This is a genomic window from Ktedonobacter sp. SOSP1-52, assembly GCF_016587395.1.
In genome coordinates, this window is record NZ_BNJH01000005.1 from 175655 (window position 1) to 191206 (window position 15552).

General features: G+C 53.5%; 18 protein-coding genes. 6 read left to right on the forward strand and 12 right to left on the reverse strand.

Features of this window, described 5'->3' with window-relative positions; translation table 11 throughout:
- Nucleotides 1-91 precede the first annotated feature (91 nt).
- The 4 genes from JMJ16_RS41475 (at nt 92) to JMJ16_RS41490 (ending at nt 3774) form a co-directional block, all read left to right on the forward strand.
- On the forward strand, nt 92-1168 hold the full coding sequence (locus JMJ16_RS41475; protein ID WP_201391100.1) for an LLM class flavin-dependent oxidoreductase: 1077 nt from the start codon (nt 92-94) through the stop codon (nt 1166-1168).
- A gap of 70 nt (nt 1169-1238) precedes the next feature.
- Nucleotides 1239-1649 carry a hypothetical protein gene (locus tag JMJ16_RS41480; protein ID WP_201391102.1) on the forward strand — a complete coding sequence of 137 codons (411 nt, stop codon included), beginning with the start codon at nt 1239-1241 and terminating at the stop codon, nt 1647-1649.
- A gap of 81 nt (nt 1650-1730) precedes the next feature.
- A complete protein-coding gene (locus tag JMJ16_RS41485; protein ID WP_201391104.1) occupies nt 1731-2624 on the forward strand; it encodes a fumarylacetoacetate hydrolase family protein in 894 nt (297 codons plus the stop codon).
- Between the two features lie 100 nt (nt 2625-2724).
- On the forward strand, nt 2725-3774 hold the full coding sequence (locus JMJ16_RS41490) for an LLM class flavin-dependent oxidoreductase (protein ID WP_201391106.1): 1050 nt from the start codon (nt 2725-2727) through the stop codon (nt 3772-3774).
- Between the two features lie 4 nt (nt 3775-3778).
- Here JMJ16_RS41490 and JMJ16_RS41495 read toward each other — a convergent pair whose 3' ends face one another.
- The 5 genes from JMJ16_RS41495 to JMJ16_RS41515 all read right to left on the reverse strand — a co-directional run bounded on the left by JMJ16_RS41495 (nt 3779) and on the right by JMJ16_RS41515 (nt 8568).
- On the reverse strand, nt 3779-4177 hold the full coding sequence (locus JMJ16_RS41495) for a response regulator (protein WP_201391108.1): 399 nt from the start codon (nt 4175-4177) through the stop codon (nt 3779-3781).
- Nucleotides 4174-5754, reverse strand: coding sequence for an ATPase domain-containing protein (locus JMJ16_RS41500; protein ID WP_201391110.1), 1581 nt, complete (start codon nt 5752-5754; stop codon nt 4174-4176). Before JMJ16_RS41500 ends, JMJ16_RS41495 begins: the two co-directional genes overlap by 4 nt.
- Before the next feature lie 85 nt (nt 5755-5839).
- The gene (locus JMJ16_RS41505) at nt 5840-7084 is read right to left on the reverse strand and encodes a M20/M25/M40 family metallo-hydrolase (protein ID WP_201391112.1); all 1245 of its coding nucleotides are present in this window, start codon (nt 7082-7084) and stop codon (nt 5840-5842) included.
- A 170-nt stretch (nt 7085-7254) separates the two neighbouring features.
- Nucleotides 7255-7701, reverse strand: a complete 447-nt coding sequence (locus JMJ16_RS41510; protein WP_201391113.1) for a CoxG family protein — start codon at nt 7699-7701, stop codon at nt 7255-7257.
- Between the two features lie 213 nt (nt 7702-7914).
- Nucleotides 7915-8568: a TetR/AcrR family transcriptional regulator gene (locus JMJ16_RS41515; RefSeq protein ID WP_201391115.1), complete on the reverse strand. Its 654-nt coding sequence runs from the start codon at nt 8566-8568 to the stop codon at nt 7915-7917.
- 197 nt (nt 8569-8765) lie between these two features.
- Between JMJ16_RS41515 and JMJ16_RS55030 the strand changes: the two genes are divergently transcribed.
- Nucleotides 8766-8906: a DoxX family protein gene (locus JMJ16_RS55030; RefSeq protein ID WP_236601922.1), complete on the forward strand. Its 141-nt coding sequence runs from the start codon at nt 8766-8768 to the stop codon at nt 8904-8906.
- A gap of 17 nt (nt 8907-8923) precedes the next feature.
- Nucleotides 8924-9121, forward strand: coding sequence for a DoxX family protein (locus JMJ16_RS55035; RefSeq protein WP_236601923.1), 198 nt, complete (start codon nt 8924-8926; stop codon nt 9119-9121).
- 48 nt (nt 9122-9169) lie between these two features.
- On the opposite strand, the gene JMJ16_RS41525 is transcribed toward JMJ16_RS55035, so the two are convergent.
- From JMJ16_RS41525 to JMJ16_RS41555, 7 genes are all read right to left on the reverse strand, one after another.
- Entirely contained in the window at nt 9170-9790 is a 621-nt protein-coding gene (locus JMJ16_RS41525; protein ID WP_201391117.1) for a Chromate resistance protein ChrB, read from the reverse strand.
- A 78-nt stretch (nt 9791-9868) separates the two neighbouring features.
- A complete protein-coding gene (locus tag JMJ16_RS41530) occupies nt 9869-10099 on the reverse strand; it encodes a hypothetical protein (protein ID WP_201391119.1) in 231 nt (76 codons plus the stop codon).
- Nucleotides 10100-10129: 30 nt separating this feature from the next.
- Nucleotides 10130-10909: a COG4280 domain-containing protein gene (locus JMJ16_RS41535; protein WP_201391121.1), complete on the reverse strand. Its 780-nt coding sequence runs from the start codon at nt 10907-10909 to the stop codon at nt 10130-10132.
- A 232-nt stretch (nt 10910-11141) separates the two neighbouring features.
- The gene (locus JMJ16_RS41540) at nt 11142-12272 is read right to left on the reverse strand and encodes a DUF4097 family beta strand repeat-containing protein (RefSeq protein WP_201391123.1); all 1131 of its coding nucleotides are present in this window, start codon (nt 12270-12272) and stop codon (nt 11142-11144) included.
- Nucleotides 12269-12643: a hypothetical protein gene (locus JMJ16_RS41545; protein WP_201391125.1), complete on the reverse strand. Its 375-nt coding sequence runs from the start codon at nt 12641-12643 to the stop codon at nt 12269-12271. The genes JMJ16_RS41540 and JMJ16_RS41545 overlap by 4 nt, the downstream gene beginning before the upstream one ends.
- Before the next feature lie 293 nt (nt 12644-12936).
- Entirely contained in the window at nt 12937-14673 is a 1737-nt protein-coding gene (locus tag JMJ16_RS41550; RefSeq protein ID WP_201391126.1) for an MDR family MFS transporter, read from the reverse strand.
- A gap of 25 nt (nt 14674-14698) precedes the next feature.
- A complete protein-coding gene (locus JMJ16_RS41555) occupies nt 14699-15334 on the reverse strand; it encodes a TetR/AcrR family transcriptional regulator (RefSeq protein WP_201391127.1) in 636 nt (211 codons plus the stop codon).
- Between the last annotated feature and the right edge of the window lie 218 nt (nt 15335-15552).

Here is a 15552-nt window from a genome sequence, read left to right on the forward strand (position 1 = left end):
TATTGATCAACAATATCATATTTAGATAGGCGAGGACGTGTTGCGTCGCGTTTCTGCCTGCTGGTGTAACGGCTAAGCGAAAGGAGTAAGGATGCGCTTCTCCCTCTTCTACAATTTTGATGTCCACCCTGAGCAGATGACAACGACACTCTATCAGGAGGTCGAGGCTCAGGCGATTGCCGCGGATATGTCGGGTTTTGATGCCATCTGGCTGGCGGAGCACCATTTTGCTGCCTATGGGCGTATGCCCTCGCCGCTACTGTACCTGGCCCATCTTAGCGGTTTAACGCAACATATTGAACTGGGGACAGCGGTTGTGGAGGCATCTTTGTATAATCCCTTGCGCCTGGCCGAGGATGTGGCGCTCTTAGATGAGCTTTCTGGGGGTCGCCTCCGCCTGGGAATTGGTTCAGGGAGCGCGAGGAAGAGTGAAGAGTTCGCCCAATTTGGTGTTGCTCTGGAAGAGAAAACTTCGCGTATGCTTGAGATCGCGGAGATCTTGCGCCAGGCTTTTGATGAAAGGCGTATTGACTTTCAAGGGCGTCATTATCAGTATCGCGATGTCAGCTTGCAGCCTCAATCGCGTCGCGCCGCCTCACAACTTCTCTGGCTCGCGGCCAGTGGTTCGACCTCCAGGATTGCGGGCCAGCAAGGATATGGCTTGCTTGTGCCCAGGGGCGGCCAGTTCGAGCAGCATAGGCAATTGATTACTGACTATCGCCAGGCGCTTGCTGGCAAGCGGGGACATGTCTCGGTATTGCGCTTTGTCTTTGTGGCTGAAACGCTTGAGGAGGCTCAGTTCCAGACGCGTAAGGCGATTGCGCGCTATGCACAGTATGACTGTGGTATTACCTGGGATGGACGGACAGATACCAGGGAGTATCAAGATATTTTGCAGCGCTTAAATGTCATCCTTGGTACTCCAGAGCAGGTGGCTCTACAACTACAAGCCTGCCAGGAACAGCTCTCGTTTGAGGAGATCATGTGCCAGGTGCATGCTGCGGGTATAGAGTATGAAGATGCCCTCAAATCGATCCAGTTATTGGGGCGAGAGGTTATTCCCAGCCTCCAGCCTACACCGCCTGTCCGTTCCCAATTGGAAGCAAGCGCAATCAAGCCAAAGAGGCAGAGTCTTCGTCCTAGGCAGCAGCAGCGCCTTTGGGCTTGAACTGGACTTGAATTGCTAGAAGACGCAGAGAGGGCCCATGTATGCAAGAGATCATGAGAGGAGGAGAGTGATGCGAACTATGTCGAGGCAGGTATCCCAGAAAAGAGTCCTCCTGGTAGCATCCGATATTAACTCTGGCTTTGGACTGTCGCAAGCCATTAAAGAGGCAACTCCCTACCAGGTGATCTTTGCGATCAATGTCCTCCAGGCCCTCAAAATTCTGGCGGCGGTCCAACCTCATCTCGTACTGGTAGATGAGCAGCTACAGGGCATAGATGGTGCAAGCTTTATTGACCATATCCACTCATTACTGCCTAAGCAAGGGATTCCGGTTGTGCTGCTCACAAAAAACTGCTCTCAATATCCTCCCTTTATCGTGAGCGCGACCACGCTGAATATGGCCTGCGATCAAGACTTTCTGGTCCACCATTTGCAGCACCTCCTGGAACATACTCTTGCAATACCACCTCTCAAAGGGTAAAGAAGAATGGTGCCCGAATTTGACAGTAAGCTGTGGCGCATGGTACGGTTTGAACAAGCGACTATAAGGAGGATATTTTATATGCGTTTGCTTACTTTTCAATCGCCCGCCGGGCCACGTTTGGGTATCCAGACCACACGAGGCGTTGTGGATGTCGTGGTCGCGCGCGAGCAGCTGTTTGCGCACTCGACGGAATTTGTGCCAGATACCATTGAGGAGGTATTTGCCACAGGCGAGCGAGGCCTTGCGGCCTTGCGCCATCTGCTCAAGGTAGTAGAGGCTCAGGAGCAGCCGGGGACGTGGCTGCTGGCTGAAGAGTCCCTCCAGTATGGCCTCTGTGTGCCGCGCACTGGCAAGATCATCTGTGTTGGTCTTAACTACAGGCGCCACGCGGCTGAATCGGGCATGGCGGTCCCTGAGAGTCCGGTGCTCTTCCCCAAGTATGCCAATAGCTTCGCCGCCAGCGGTGAGGAGGTTCCCTTACCCGGGAATGCCGTTCAGTATGATTACGAGGCGGAGTTGGCCGTGGTCATTGGGCGGCAGACGCGCTTTGTCGGCGTCGAAGAGGCCCTCTCTTCGGTCCTGGGCTACTGCAATGCCAACGATCTGAGTGCGCGCGAACTTCAGTTCCGCACTAGCCAGTGGCTGCTGGGTAAAGCCCTTGATAAGTTTCTACCCGTGGGTCCCTATCTGGTCACAGCCGATGAAGTCGGTGATCCCCAGCGCCTGGGTATTCGGTGCTGGCTTAATGGAGAGCTGTGCCAGGATTCTACGACCGCCGACATGATCTTTCCCGTGGCTTATATTATCAGTTATTTAAGCCAGTATCTTACTCTGGAGCCTGGCGATGTGATCAGCACCGGCACGCCCGAGGGAGTGCTTATGGGTAAGCAAGATCCACAGTGGCTCAAGCCCGGAGACGAGGTCATTGTTGAGATCGAGGCGCTTGGTCGTCTGGTAAATAGCATGCGCTAATGCTCATCCCTGAGTATCGAAGTGAATAAATCTGGTCATGCCATTGTTGTGTATCTTTAGAGAAATTGTATCTGAAAAAGCGAAAAAGGATATAACATAGATGGCACTACCCCTCTCTGTGCTTGACCTCTCGCCGGTTGAGGCAGGTTCAAATAGCCGCGAGGCACTCCAGAACACCCTCAAACTGGCCCAGCTGACGGATCGGTTGGGATATACGCGCTACTGGCTTGCCGAGCATCATAATAGTAGCATGCTCGCCAGCTCATCCCCTGAGATCATGATTGGACACGTGGCCCAGGTTACCAGGCATATTCGTGTTGGCTCTGGTGGCGTCATGCTACCAAATCACTCACCCCTCAAGGTGGCGGAGAATTTCCGTATTCTGGAGGCACTCCATCCTGGACGTATCGATCTAGGGATTGGGCGCGCGCCCGGCACGGATGGTAAAACGGCGCTGGCGCTACGTCGCTCACGGGCCGCGCTGGGAGCCGATGATTTTCCCGAACAGTTGGCTGAGCTACTGGCCTATGCCGACGAGGGCGAAGAGCTTCCAGCGGGCTATCCCTTTAAGTCAGTCAAGGCGGTCCCCACCGATGTTCCCCTCCCACCAATCTGGCTGCTTGGGTCAAGTGACTATAGCGCGCAGGCCGCGGCCTCGCTTGGCGTTGGCTTCGCCTTTGCGCACCACATCAATCCCGCTTTTGCTGTGCCCGCAATCCAGATATACCGCGAGCTATTTACGCCCTCTGAACGCTTGCAGGAAGCTAGAGTTATTCTGACTACAACCGTCGTATGCGCGGAGACTGATGCGCAGGCACAGGAACTGTCTGACTCTATGGCCCTGGCCTGGGTGCGTTTGCGTACGGGGCGGCCTGCTCCCCTGCCCAGTCCGGAGGAGGTTCGGGCGTATCGCTATACCGCTATGGAGGAGGAAGTGGTGCGTGAGTATCGCTCGCGGCAGATGATTGGTCGTCCCGAGGTGATACGTGAGAAACTGCTGAGCCTGGTGAGTGAGACGGGTGCGGATGAACTGATGCTCTCTGCTATGGTGTATGGATATGCGAACCGGGCCAGAACCTACGAACTGCTGGCCGAGGCCTTTGAACTCTCCGCACCAGTTATGGCAGAAGACGGCCCAACCTGGGAGTAATACCCTATTTGAGAAGGCGTTGAATAAGGTCTTCTAGCTCATCCAGATCAAAGGGCTTGGCGAGGATGGCTTCAACGTGAATGCCTTTGATAGCGCGAGCTGTGCTCACGGCACTGAGCATAATGATAGGAGGCAGAGCCTGCCTCCTATCAGAGGCCTCTTCCTGGAGGGCTTTGACAAAGTCACCCCCATTGAGGACTGGCATCATATAATCTGTAATGATGAGTAGTGGCCAGCGTTCAATGGCCAGCGAGAGCGCCTCCTGCCCATTGTAGGCTAGCACAGGTGTATACCCTAGTTCTGTAACAAACTCGGCTAGTGTCTCAGCAATAGCCACCTCATCATCGACAATGAGAATGGGTGATGTATCGGTTGCGAGATGAGCACGGCCCTGTAACGTCATACACTCCCCCTCTCTGAGGGGGGGGCCTGGTAGATTGGCGAAAGGTAGCCAGAATGTCCACTTGCCTCCCTGGTGAGACCCGCTAGCGTGTCCAGGCCGCTCTCCTGAGGAGTCAGGACACGAACGCCTTCAGGCGAGGTGATGATAAATTCGCGCAAATTATGATCATGAGCCGAAAAGCGCATCTTGAGCACAGAGATGACACGATGCAGGCGGTTGTTGACCGCCAGGTGCTGTACCAGGATAACGTTTTCCGCCAGGATAGAAAGTGCGTCTGCGGAGAAATCCACGTCGGTTGAGACAGCCTTGGGGGACTCTTTGAGTGCGAGTAAGGTAATGTCTCTGGATCTTAACATCGCCAGCAGCGCTGCCAGGTAGTTGGAGACGCGATCCTTGCCACTACTTTCTATCACGGCACGTTCGAGTTCGGCGATGCTGTCAATGACGACGCGTCGTATGTTGTTCTCACTGAGTATGTTGAGCATGGTTGTCGCAACCTGGTCAGGATCAACTTCAACAGGTTCCCAGCGCTGCAATGTCAGGCCGCCACCAGGAGCCAGGGCTGCTCGAAGTTGTTCACCGAGCTGAAAAGACTCCGCTTTGAGCAGAAGCTGTTCACGTGTCTCGCGGAAAGTGAGAAATAAGGCGTTCTCACCTTTTGGGATGCCTGAAAGCGCGAATTGGAGCGCGAGGAGTGTCTTGCCTGTCCCCAGGCTGCCAGCCAGGAGCGTACTGGTCTGGCGAGTCAGGCCGCCTCCCAGGAGCGTATCCAGTTCGAGAAGCCCAAAGGTGACGCGTTCCTTTTTGTGTTCCACGCTTTTCGTGTCGGAACGAGTAAGCTGATGGCTGCAGGCCTCAAGGCGAGGATAAACCTGCACTCCATCCTCACTTAGCACCATACTATGCCGACCCAGCATTGGTGCGCGGCCACGTACTTTGAGTATTTCCAGGCTGCGGAAGGCGCGCGTCCCGTTAAGGGTGAAATAGAGGCCAATAAGCAAATCGCCGGTGGTCATCTCGGGGAAGAGGGTTGGATCACGCGGATCAGCTTCTGTCGTGATGATCGTTGTCGTTCCGAGCAGGCTCAGGCGTGCACCCAGGTCATACAACAACTGGCGGCTCGTAATAAAGTCTGGCTCCAGAGCACGAATTGCCTGAAAGCCGTCCAGAACCACCAGGTTAGCACGCGTCTGCCGGACAGCAGCCACGATATCCTGCGCTGCCGGTGGTTTGCTCTGTGTCAGGAACTGCTGTATGCTAAAGATCTGTACCTCATTACCTACAAGCTCGGGGGCAAAGAAGCTATATGATTGGAGATGACCGAGCAACTTCGTTGTTGGCTCCGAAAGTGCCGTTAAAAGTAGCGCCTTCTGCCCGCGCTTGGCGGCGGCGAACGCAATCTGACTTGCCAGGGTGGTTTTGCCGCTGCCGGGTGAGCCAAGGATAATCGCGAGCGAGCCTTTGGGTAATCCTCCCCCTAACACTGTATCAAGCTGAGGTACGCCTGTAGCTTCAATCATGGTTGACGATGAAGACCAGGTTGGCGTTTGATCCGCATCGAATGATGGTGTACTCACATTTTCCTCTTCTATCATTGCTTGCTATTTATTAGTATGACACAAAATGCTTGCACCTGACCAGTGTTAATGGCCTGCCCTCCAGCTAACTGTTTTCGCTAGTAATGGCGACGATTAGACCCGCCAGCAGTGCCACACGTTTAGGAATGGGAGGAAGTTTAACATACTCTGTGGCAGTATGAGCACCCGAGCCAATCGCGCCCAACCCATCAATGCTTGGGCACCCTTCGTCCGCCGTCTTACAGCAGTCCGAGGCACCGCCACGCGTCTCAGGGGCAAAGCGTGTATGCAGAATGTTTTCCGTGATAAACCGTATTTTCTCAGCCATGCCCAGGCTTACTTCCGTTGCAGCCATAGGAACCATAGAGTCAGGCTCGCTGGTCAATGTTAATTGGACGTCTGGCACAAGCTGATTGCGTAATAATTCACGCCAGCGTGCCTCGGCGTCGAAGCGGTCTTCAAGGCGCAGGAAGCGGATATCAAACATGATCTGGGCAAAGTCGGACACAATATTGGCGCGTGATCCTCCTTGAATAGGACCCGCGTTAATGGTAAAGCCTGGACGCCAGCCCATGAAGCTTTGGGCCTGGACAATCTGGTGAGCCAGTTCTAGAACTGCATTTCGACCCTTCTCAGGGCTACTACCCGCGTGCGCCGCTCTGCCCTCGGCGGTGAGGCGATAATGCGCGCATCCCTTGCGCCTGGTCACCACGGTCCCAATAGCGCTTGCGCCTTCCAGCCCAAGCACATAGGGTTTCTCATCGCGTGCAATCTGCCGTACGAGGCTGGCCTGGTAGCGATTCGAGATCTCCTCGTCGGGCACAGATAAGAAGATCAGCTTCTTAAAATTCCTGTAGTCATGTTGCTTGAGGATCTCCAGGGCATAGATCCCCTGGAGCAGTCCGGCCTTCATATCAACGGTCCCCGGACCATAGAATTTATCTTTATCAAGCTGTGTGTGTGTCTGGGCGGAACCTACCGGGTGGACGGTATCGTGGTGGCCAAGGAGGAGACAGGTGGGAGCGTGAGGATTATCTCCCACAAGGGTGCCGATGAGCGCATTGCCGCGTGCATGTTCTACAATGGTTGTTTGCATCTCAATGCGCTGGAGGAGAACCGCGAGCTGGTCCGCCATCGTATCCAGACCCTCTTTATGCTCGGAAGGGGAATCAATGAGCGTGAGTCTGTGCAGGTCTTCTGTGAAACGTGGTATCGCCTCTTGCATGTATGCCAGCCCATTTGTGACTACGGTCTGGACGGGATTTGAGGCATCAATGGCATAGCGGGTATCCAGGAAAAACGACTCCGATCTCTCCTCTGGCTGAAGCATGACAACCCCTTTTCACTTAAAAGCACAACAATTCATTGGCGGCTCAGGCATGATTAAGTGTAGCAGAGGATATACTACGATGCAAGAGAGTAGGATTGGTCGTTGCAAGATGTGAGTAAAGATATGGGCGTGGATTAGGGGCATTCGCCCGCAATCCACGCTCATATTTCTTACGCGTTCACCTGTTTGTCGAAGTTCTTGAAGAACTGGTCGAGCATGCCTTTAACGGCGGGCTTGACGATGAGTTCGGGAACAGCGGCGACCTTGCCCGAGAGGCTGGCAGTCGCTTTGTAGCTAAGCAGGGTGGTCGTACCCTCTTCGGCCAGGTCGACGGAGCAGTGAGCGCTAACACTGCCCAGAGAGCTCCGAGGCTCGGCGACATAGACGAGGTGGGAAGGCTCTACGATGTCTGTGGTCTGCAGGAAGACATCATATGAACCATTAAGAATCGCAAAATTGAGCGTGATATTCAGTTTAAGATAGCGTCCATTGGGGAGATCGACATACTCTGCACTCTGGCAATTAGGGATACTCTTCTTGAGTACTTCAGGGTTAAGGAGCGCGTTAAAGACGGTAGCACGCGGAGTTGGAATCCGCTGTTCTCCTGTGAAATCCATTCTTATCAATTCCTCGCAATAGATGATACTATATATTTTTGCAGAAAGCGGTTGGCTCTGATCGCCTTGCGCTTTACTTACATTTGCACTCTATTATATGCCTGAACATTTATTTTTATCAATGAGGATGCTAAATAGTACTGTCATAGAGCAAGGGATGTGGTGGCTTGGCGGAGCCAAGCCACCACATCCCTTGCTCTATGACAATAGCCGTCAAAGGCCGTGCAGCTCGGGTGAATAGTGGGGTGTGCGCGATGGATTCTTCTCCTCAAGATCACCACTAAGATAGTGCTGGCAGACGGAGCCAACAATCTTGATGAGTTGCTCGTCAGGAATTGTGCTCAGGGCCTCGGTATGCAGCAAACTGCGCATAATATTGACGCCAATAAGCTGAGATAGAGCCAGCTCGGCGCGCAGGCACCCATCGGGTCCGCCAACCTGCTCTGCGATAGGTTGCAGGAATTGCTCGTTTAGAGCCTTGCGGAGCATGTCAGAACTATCGTTGCTCGACGCGGAGCGGATCATAATGAGGAGCGGATCGCTGGCGTCCTGCTTGCTCCAATGTGATATATAGTGGTGAATCAGGTTATGACCCAGGCTCATTCCGTCTCCACCGGGAAGCCCACTACAGCCATCGCCTTTATCCAATGTCGCCAGGAAGAGATCTTCTTTTGAACCGAAGTAGCGAATGACCAGCGCGGGATCGATACCGGCTTTAGAGGCGATGTCGCGAATGGTGACGCGCTCATAGCTATCGTGCGCAAAGAGCGTACGCGCCGCCTCTAAGATGGCCTGGCGTGTCGCGCCCGCGTCACGCTCGCGCCGACAACGACGAAAAGTGTTTTTAGCGGTATCTCGTAAACTCATCTCGACTCCTCATCTTCCTGGACCCGCATGTACCTCTAGCAACTACTCAGTCCCTCTATTTTCATTATCAATCATAACATAGTCAACAGGCGTTGACAAAATAGGATGAGATAGTTTATAGTTGACTTACTAAGTCAACAGGTGTTGACAAATGGATATAGTCGGGCCTGAGGGTCCATAAAGAAGGGCGAATATTTATGTACTGGGTTGCGCTTGTCTTGCAGGTATTATTGGGGCTGGCATTTCTCGCGGCTGGTTTCTCGAAGGTAACACGTAATAAGCAGATGGTGGAGAACTTTCAGAACCACTATCACTATCCCTCTGGTTCATGGTCCTGACCGGGGCGCTTGAAATTGTGGCTGCCCTGGGTTTGATTGTGGGCATCTGGGTGCCGGTTCTGGCTACATTGGGCGCGGCGCTTCTGGTCTGTATCATGTTGGGTGCGGTCCTGACGCATGTTCGCCTAAAGGACGCGATCTCTGGTACCGCTCCTGCGGCGGTCCTGCTCATACTGGTGGTTGCCTTGCTGGCTATTCATCACCCTTTGGCATAAATCAAGTGTTGTGGACGTTGTGGTCGTGGGAGAGCCAGGCCACAACGTTTAGCGATGCGTATCCGAGCGGCGCTCAAGGCGACGAGGGTGCAGGCGCTTCTTCTCCTCAGGAGGTACACCATGTGACTCGTCAGCTTCCTGCTTGAGAAAGACCTTTTCCTCAAACTCCTCCAGCAATTTCTCACATTGTTCAATACTCTGTAAGGCCTCATCACGCCTGGCGGCTCCAAACCAGTCGCGCTCAACGGTGCGCTCATACCAGCGCCGAATTTTGTCGAGTTCCTGGCGAATCTCTTCGGCCTCGGCATAGGTAAAGTTCTGGCGAAAAGTCTCGAACTCGATCTCTTTCGTAAAATTTACCTGGCAGTTCTCGATGATCTCGTCGTATTGCAGGTTGCTTTGAGCCAGAAAGCCATCAATGATCTTCTGCTCCTCTTCTTCGGGTAAATTATTTAATGGGAACAGGTGATAGCTCCCTCCCAGTTCCGAGACACGCTCGCAGACCTTCTCCAGTGTCGCGAGCAGCGGCTCAGTATGGGGAAGGATACAGACGCTCTGTTGTAGGTAGAGCGCGCCAGTGCGTTTTAGCTCGCGCCAGATGCCGACGCGCGCCGCCGAAGGTTGGCTTGGTACCTGGTAGATGAGCAGAATATATTGATGAGAATCCACTTTTTCACCTTTGGGATAAGCAAACGGTGGCGGCGGGCCATGCCCACCGCCACCGTTTCCACACTAAAACTTTAACCTTTAACGATGGCGGCTATACGCCTCGCGGCTCAGGGTAGCGATGAGCACGACCAGCGCGGCTATGATGAGTATGAAGCCGCTAAATGGTCGCAGCGCGGCTAACACACTTACTGTGTAGATGAGCGCGAGGAGGATGAAGGCGATCAAGATTCCCACAAGGATAATCATATCGCCAACGATAAAATTATATACTGCTTTGATAGCATTGAGAATAGGCCTGAGTACAATCATATTGCTTTGCCTCCACGTAATGAGAGAAGACTATGAGCGAGCGACATTGGCGGGCGCGGCCAGTTGGCGCTGGCGTACACTCTTGAGCCAGAAGATGATTGCCAGCGAGGCCAACAGGTAGAGCGCGGCCAGTATGATCAAGAAGGCGTCCGCGAACGGCCAGGCAAAGCCAAAGCCCTCGGCGGTCCAGAAGGTGCCGAAGGTCGTTAACATGATGCCAACCACAAATTTCAGTGTGTTCTCAGGTACCTTGGTCAACGGAGCCTTGATTAACACACCAGCAAGGATGACCAGCAGACCCGCCGCGAGAGCTCCAATCGTAGCTGAGGCGATGCCCCCGATCCCTTGTTGAGTGACGGCGTTACTACCGAAGGTAATGACGATAAAGGCCACCTCAAGGCCCTCCAGGAAGACCGACTTGAAGGCCAGGGCGACAGCAGTAGGCTGTAAGCGCTGTGTAATGGCCTGTCCACTCGCCTTTAGCTCAGCCATAGTCTCCTCAAAGATAGCCTCCTCGTCATGAAGCGCCTTCAGCCCGCTATAGCGCAGCAAGGCTTTTTTGAGCCACTTCAAACCAAAGAGTATAAGAATACAGCCGACCGCCAGGCGTAGTGCGTCGAGTGGAACATACTGAACCAGGGTGACGCCAAAGATGGCTACGATAACGGCCAGGGCTGCCACCGCTGCCAGCGTGCCTACGATGGCGCTACGCCAGTTGATGGTGACACCGACGACAAGAACAATAGTGAAGGCCTCAACAAATTCAACCGCTGACGCCAGAAAGGCTGCGATAGTGATGGCCCATTGCATGAGTCAAATCCTCCTCGATAAGCTCCGAGTCTTTGCTTGCTCTGCGATAAAATCAACCAATTTTTCCGGGTAACAACGAGAAGCCAGGGGACTTCTCTCTATCTATTATGTAACATGTTTTGATTTGTAGCAAGTGTTACACATGAAAGAGGAGGGGGTGTGGTGGAAAGACAGGGCTAAGCCTGTCTTTCCACCACACCCCTTCCTCTAGGGTCCATACCAGCATGGACTGCTACCGGCGCTGAACTTTAATTGTGCCGACATTGGTACTCAGGTTGAGGCGCGCCAGGGGTGCATTCCCAACGATTTCGCTGCCGAAATCGTTATCTACCGTTCCCATATTGGTCTTTGCCTTCAGGGCGAAGGCGCTTGTCGAGGGAAGGGTGACATGAACCGTGCCTGCGTTGGTGTGCAGGCGGTAGTCGTACGCTCCACCTAACTCGCCATCGAAGTGGATCGTCCCCGCGTTGGTATCGACATTTGTGTTCCCTGCAAGCTTGACCCCCTCAAGATGAATCGTGCCTGCGTTACTGTGCAGGTCACTGCCTGTCTCAAGTATAGATTGAGAAATGTGAATGGAGCCAGCACTTGTTTTGGCCCTGGCATAACCTTGAATACCCTGTATATGGATGGCTCCGGCCTGGCTATCTAGATGTACCTGGCAGTGTTCGGGGACAAAGATATTCAGGTCCATGTGTCCCGATTTAATGCCCTGTGTAGCAATATTGCGGCTGACAATACTAATGTTGTCTCCCTCTTGCTGGCAATCAAGTACCAGGTCTTCATTTTTGCCAAGCACGCTGCTGATATGCTTGACAGCCTGGACCACGACTTTATCTCCCTCGCCGCGCTGAATACGAATAGGTCCCGCTGGGTTATTAATATGGAGCGTGGCTTGTCCGGAGACGGCAAACTGTTGTGGATGCAATGGGGTAGCCCGGTCGAAGCCAAATTTGGCAATAGCAAAAGCAATAGCGATAATACCTATAAGGCCGAAGATTGAGCCAAAGGCACCCGAAAACAGACCTTGCACGATGCTGGACAATATTGCCAGGCCAATGATAAGCAAGACGATTTGCCCGGCTGAAAGGTTGCGCGCCCGGATGAAGGGAAATGCCTGCTGCCCCGCCTGCTGTCCTGTCTCCTGTGCGTATTCATTATAAGTGGAGGCTCCGTTATAGCCCTCCTGGTAGGCGCGCTCCTGACCTGATCCCTCTGGATTGGCCTGCTCAGAGGCAGGCCTGTTATAGCGAGGGTAGGCCTCGTATGAAGCCTGAGGTTGCTCATAGGGATCATTATTGTAGATCTGTTGGCCGCCAGAGGATTGCTCCGGCGGCTGATACATAGATTCCTGGTTGCTCATTGAGATACCTCGCGAATGTCAATACCAGACTCAGAGGCGACGATACGAAAATGCCTGGCCTGTGGGTATTTCTGCACTTTCTCCTGAATGACGCTGTCCAGGCGCTGCTCAATTTCTTGATCGCTCACACCTGGCTGTCCGCCGCAGTTGTTAATATGTGCCTGCCAGCCAAAGATGGCTGCACCATGTTCCGCGGCATACTCCTCGCCCACGTTATTGGCCGCAGGCACGGCCGAGCCACCGGCATAGGATTCATGCCAGTAGTCGTTGGAGCTAAGTCCGCTTGCGCGCTCAAAGGCAGCCCGCGTGGCGGCCACGAAGCGCTTATCCATACAGGTACGTAAGAAACCAAAGGTTTTGCTATCGCTCATACTCACTTTTCCTTTTCCATCTATATACTACTTCTCCGAAAACCTGAGCGCGAAGCGCTAGGCACGCGAGTGACGTTGGGTTTCGGAATAAGAGCATAGTATGCCTGGGAATGTACCAGGTAGTAACTGTTCAGTCTGGGTACACTAAGATATACGTACGTTTGGGGGATTAGTCACATCAACATAGCAAGAGAGCCCCGACGACTCTGTCGGAGCTCTCTTGCTGGTTATCACCCCCCCAATGGATGTCTACTGGAGGATGGATTTTAGTGCACTTAGCGCATCTATCGGACCTAATGCATCAGGACCGGATTTGCGATCTCTTCGCTGCCCGCAACGGCCTCTTGCGTGGCCTGGCCCTGGCTGCTACCGCGTAGCGGCACTTCTTTGAGGAAGAACAGTAGAACGAAGCCAACGATGGTAAGCCCGAGCGAGATCAGGAAGAGGTTATGGATACCCAGCGCTAAGCCATCTTTGACGGCGCCCAGGATCTCGCCGTACACAGTCTTGCCCGCAGGGCCAAATTTGGCGAAGAACGCCTCTGTCTTCGTCTGAGCATCGGTCGAGAGCAGAATGTTAGGGTTATCAAAGCTAGAGAGAAGCTGATCACCCAGGCCGCCGGGAGCGTGACCACCAATCATGTCGAAGAAGCTCTTCACATCGGTTGATAGCGCATTATGGAAGGCCGGCTTATAGGTATTGAGCAAGACCGAGCCGAGGGCCGCGCTGGCAACCGAGCCACCAATCTGGCGGAAGAAGGTCAGCGACGAGGTGGCCTGGCCAATCTTTTTGGCTGAGACCGAGTTTTGCACGATCAGCGTATATAGTGACATGCCGAAGCCAAGGCCGAGGCCAAGCACGATCATGGCAATGATCAAATCTGCCTGTGTGGAGTTGACGCCTAGGCGCAGCAACAGGAGCATACCGCCAACGGTAACGATCATGCCCACGAAGGCGATCCATTTGTAGCGACCAAAGCGCGATACGAGCTGACCCGAAATGACGCTGGCAAGGATCAGTGAGAGCATCAGTGGCGCGAGCAGGAGACCGCTATTAGTGGCGCTGATGCCCAGCACGCCCTGCGCATAGAGCGGCAGGAAGAGGATGCAGCCAAACATCGCGATATTGGTGATCATAGTGATCGCTACCGAGACCGAAAAGACGCTGCTCTTGAACATGCTTGGCTCGATGATAGGCTGTGCGTCGCGCTTCTCAAGCGTATGTTCATAGACGAAGAAGAGCGTCATGAAGACGAGAGCCACAGCGAAGAGCCCCAGGATCTGCCAGGAGAGCCAGTCGTATTCCTGCCCGGCCCAGGTCAGACCCAGCATCAGGGGAATGGTGCCCGCCATCAGGAGCGCCGCACCAATATAATCGATGCGTGTATCCTTACTCTTGGATCTTAGAGTAGGCATCAGGAAGATCAGTACCAGCAGGGCAATGATGCCAATAGGCAGATTGACATAAAAGACCCAGCGCCAGGTCGAGTTATCCGTAATCCAGCCGCCGACCGTTGGCCCGAGAATGGAGGAGAGACCAAAGACGCCACCAGTCACGCCCTGCCACTTGCCGCGCTCGCGTGGTGAGAACAGATCACCCACGACGGCGATAGCGATAGGCATGAGGGCCGCCGCCCCCAGGCCCTGGAAGGCGCGGAAGGCGATCAACTGGTTCATTGACTGCGCGGCGCCACACATGACCGAGCCAGTCAGGAAGAGCACAATACCAATCAGAAAGATAGGTTTACGACCGAACTGGTCCGAGAGCTTGCCATAAATTGGCACCATGACCGTGGAGGCTAGCAGGTAGGCAGTCGTTACCCAGGTATAGCGATCAAAGCCCTGTAACTCTGAGATGATGCGCGGCATCGCCGTCGCGACAATCGTCTGGTCCAGAGAGGCCAGCAGCATTACAAGCAGCACGCCAGCCATAGTGAGGAGCGTTTCGCGGCGGGTGAAGCGAGGTTGCTCTACATCTTGTACAGGGGACGAGGCTGGGGACTGCATCTTGTCATGAGTTATTGTTTCCATACATATCCTCATATCTATTCTATAGTTATTCTGGCTGATTTTGTGTCATACCATAAAAGCAGAGTGTTTTTAATTGTTGTAGTAGCTCGTCTGGCGTTAGATCATGTTCCAGCAAGACGTGATCATGGGCGCGCGGTGAGAAGAGACTAAGCATCATAAAGAGCATGACGCGCGTCGAGACATCCGTGCGAAACTCGCCCACGGCCTTTCCTTCATCCAGCAGCTTACTCACTTTCGAGATCAGGCACTCCCACATTTCGCGAATTGAGCCTCTCTTCTCGTTTACCAGGCGCTTCAGATCGACGCCGGTGTAGGTCGAGGAAAGCAGTTTGGCGCGCCGACCATAGAGACCCTCATGCAGATAGGACATGATGTTCTCTAGTCTGGCGCGCGGTGTCAGCTCTGCCTCTAGGATAGCATCAAAGCCTTGCAAAAACTTCTGCATATCACGTGCGAAAATGGTAGCGACCAGCTCTTCCTTACTTGGGAAGTGCGTATAGATCGTACCCTTGGCGATACCGACGCGTGTAGCGATCTCGTCCATAGAAGTCTCGTAGTAACCCTTCTCCTCCAGGACCTCCTCTGCGGTCTGTAATATCAGGTTCTCACGCTCCTGACGTTGTTTTTCTTTTAATGTGAGATGTGGTGTAGGTGTTTGCATAGGTCTATCCAGGTTTCACTATGTCTTCTCGGCTATTCAGACGCGTGAGTAATAGTCTGACCACAAAGATGGTTTCTGACCAGCTCATATTTTATGACTTCATAGTCATTATTTTACGACAAGGTCACCAATCTGTCAAGAGGAGATTTTTTGCTTGTCAGCACAACCATTTGCTTGTATACTGTAAAACTGCATTGGTATATTTAATGGTATTTGTT

What these genes read in the sequence shown, in the direction of transcription:
- JMJ16_RS41515 (WP_201391115.1), bottom strand. Translation starts at nt 8,568, where the DNA reads ATGAGTTTACGAGATACCGCTAAAAACACTTTTCGTCGTTGTCGGCGC.
- JMJ16_RS41510 (WP_201391113.1), bottom strand. Translation starts at nt 7,701, where the DNA reads ATGGATTTCACAGGAGAACAGCGGATTCCAACTCCGCGTGCTACCGTC.
- JMJ16_RS41550 (WP_201391126.1), bottom strand. Translation starts at nt 14,673, where the DNA reads ATGGAAACAATAACTCATGACAAGATGCAGTCCCCAGCCTCGTCCCCT.
- JMJ16_RS41555 (WP_201391127.1), bottom strand. Translation starts at nt 15,334, where the DNA reads ATGCAAACACCTACACCACATCTCACATTAAAAGAAAAACAACGTCAG.
- JMJ16_RS41535 (WP_201391121.1), bottom strand. Translation starts at nt 10,909, where the DNA reads ATGCAATGGGCCATCACTATCGCAGCCTTTCTGGCGTCAGCGGTTGAA.
- JMJ16_RS55030 (WP_236601922.1), top strand. Translation starts at nt 8,766, where the DNA reads ATGTACTGGGTTGCGCTTGTCTTGCAGGTATTATTGGGGCTGGCATTT.
- JMJ16_RS41485 (WP_201391104.1), top strand. Translation starts at nt 1,731, where the DNA reads ATGCGTTTGCTTACTTTTCAATCGCCCGCCGGGCCACGTTTGGGTATC.
- JMJ16_RS41530 (WP_201391119.1), bottom strand. Translation starts at nt 10,099, where the DNA reads ATGATTGTACTCAGGCCTATTCTCAATGCTATCAAAGCAGTATATAAT.
- JMJ16_RS41545 (WP_201391125.1), bottom strand. Translation starts at nt 12,643, where the DNA reads ATGAGCGATAGCAAAACCTTTGGTTTCTTACGTACCTGTATGGATAAG.
- JMJ16_RS41490 (WP_201391106.1), top strand. Translation starts at nt 2,725, where the DNA reads ATGGCACTACCCCTCTCTGTGCTTGACCTCTCGCCGGTTGAGGCAGGT.
- JMJ16_RS41480 (WP_201391102.1), top strand. Translation starts at nt 1,239, where the DNA reads ATGCGAACTATGTCGAGGCAGGTATCCCAGAAAAGAGTCCTCCTGGTA.
- JMJ16_RS41495 (WP_201391108.1), bottom strand. Translation starts at nt 4,177, where the DNA reads ATGACGTTACAGGGCCGTGCTCATCTCGCAACCGATACATCACCCATT.
- JMJ16_RS41540 (WP_201391123.1), bottom strand. Translation starts at nt 12,272, where the DNA reads ATGAGCAACCAGGAATCTATGTATCAGCCGCCGGAGCAATCCTCTGGC.
- JMJ16_RS41475 (WP_201391100.1), top strand. Translation starts at nt 92, where the DNA reads ATGCGCTTCTCCCTCTTCTACAATTTTGATGTCCACCCTGAGCAGATG.
- JMJ16_RS41505 (WP_201391112.1), bottom strand. Translation starts at nt 7,084, where the DNA reads ATGCTTCAGCCAGAGGAGAGATCGGAGTCGTTTTTCCTGGATACCCGC.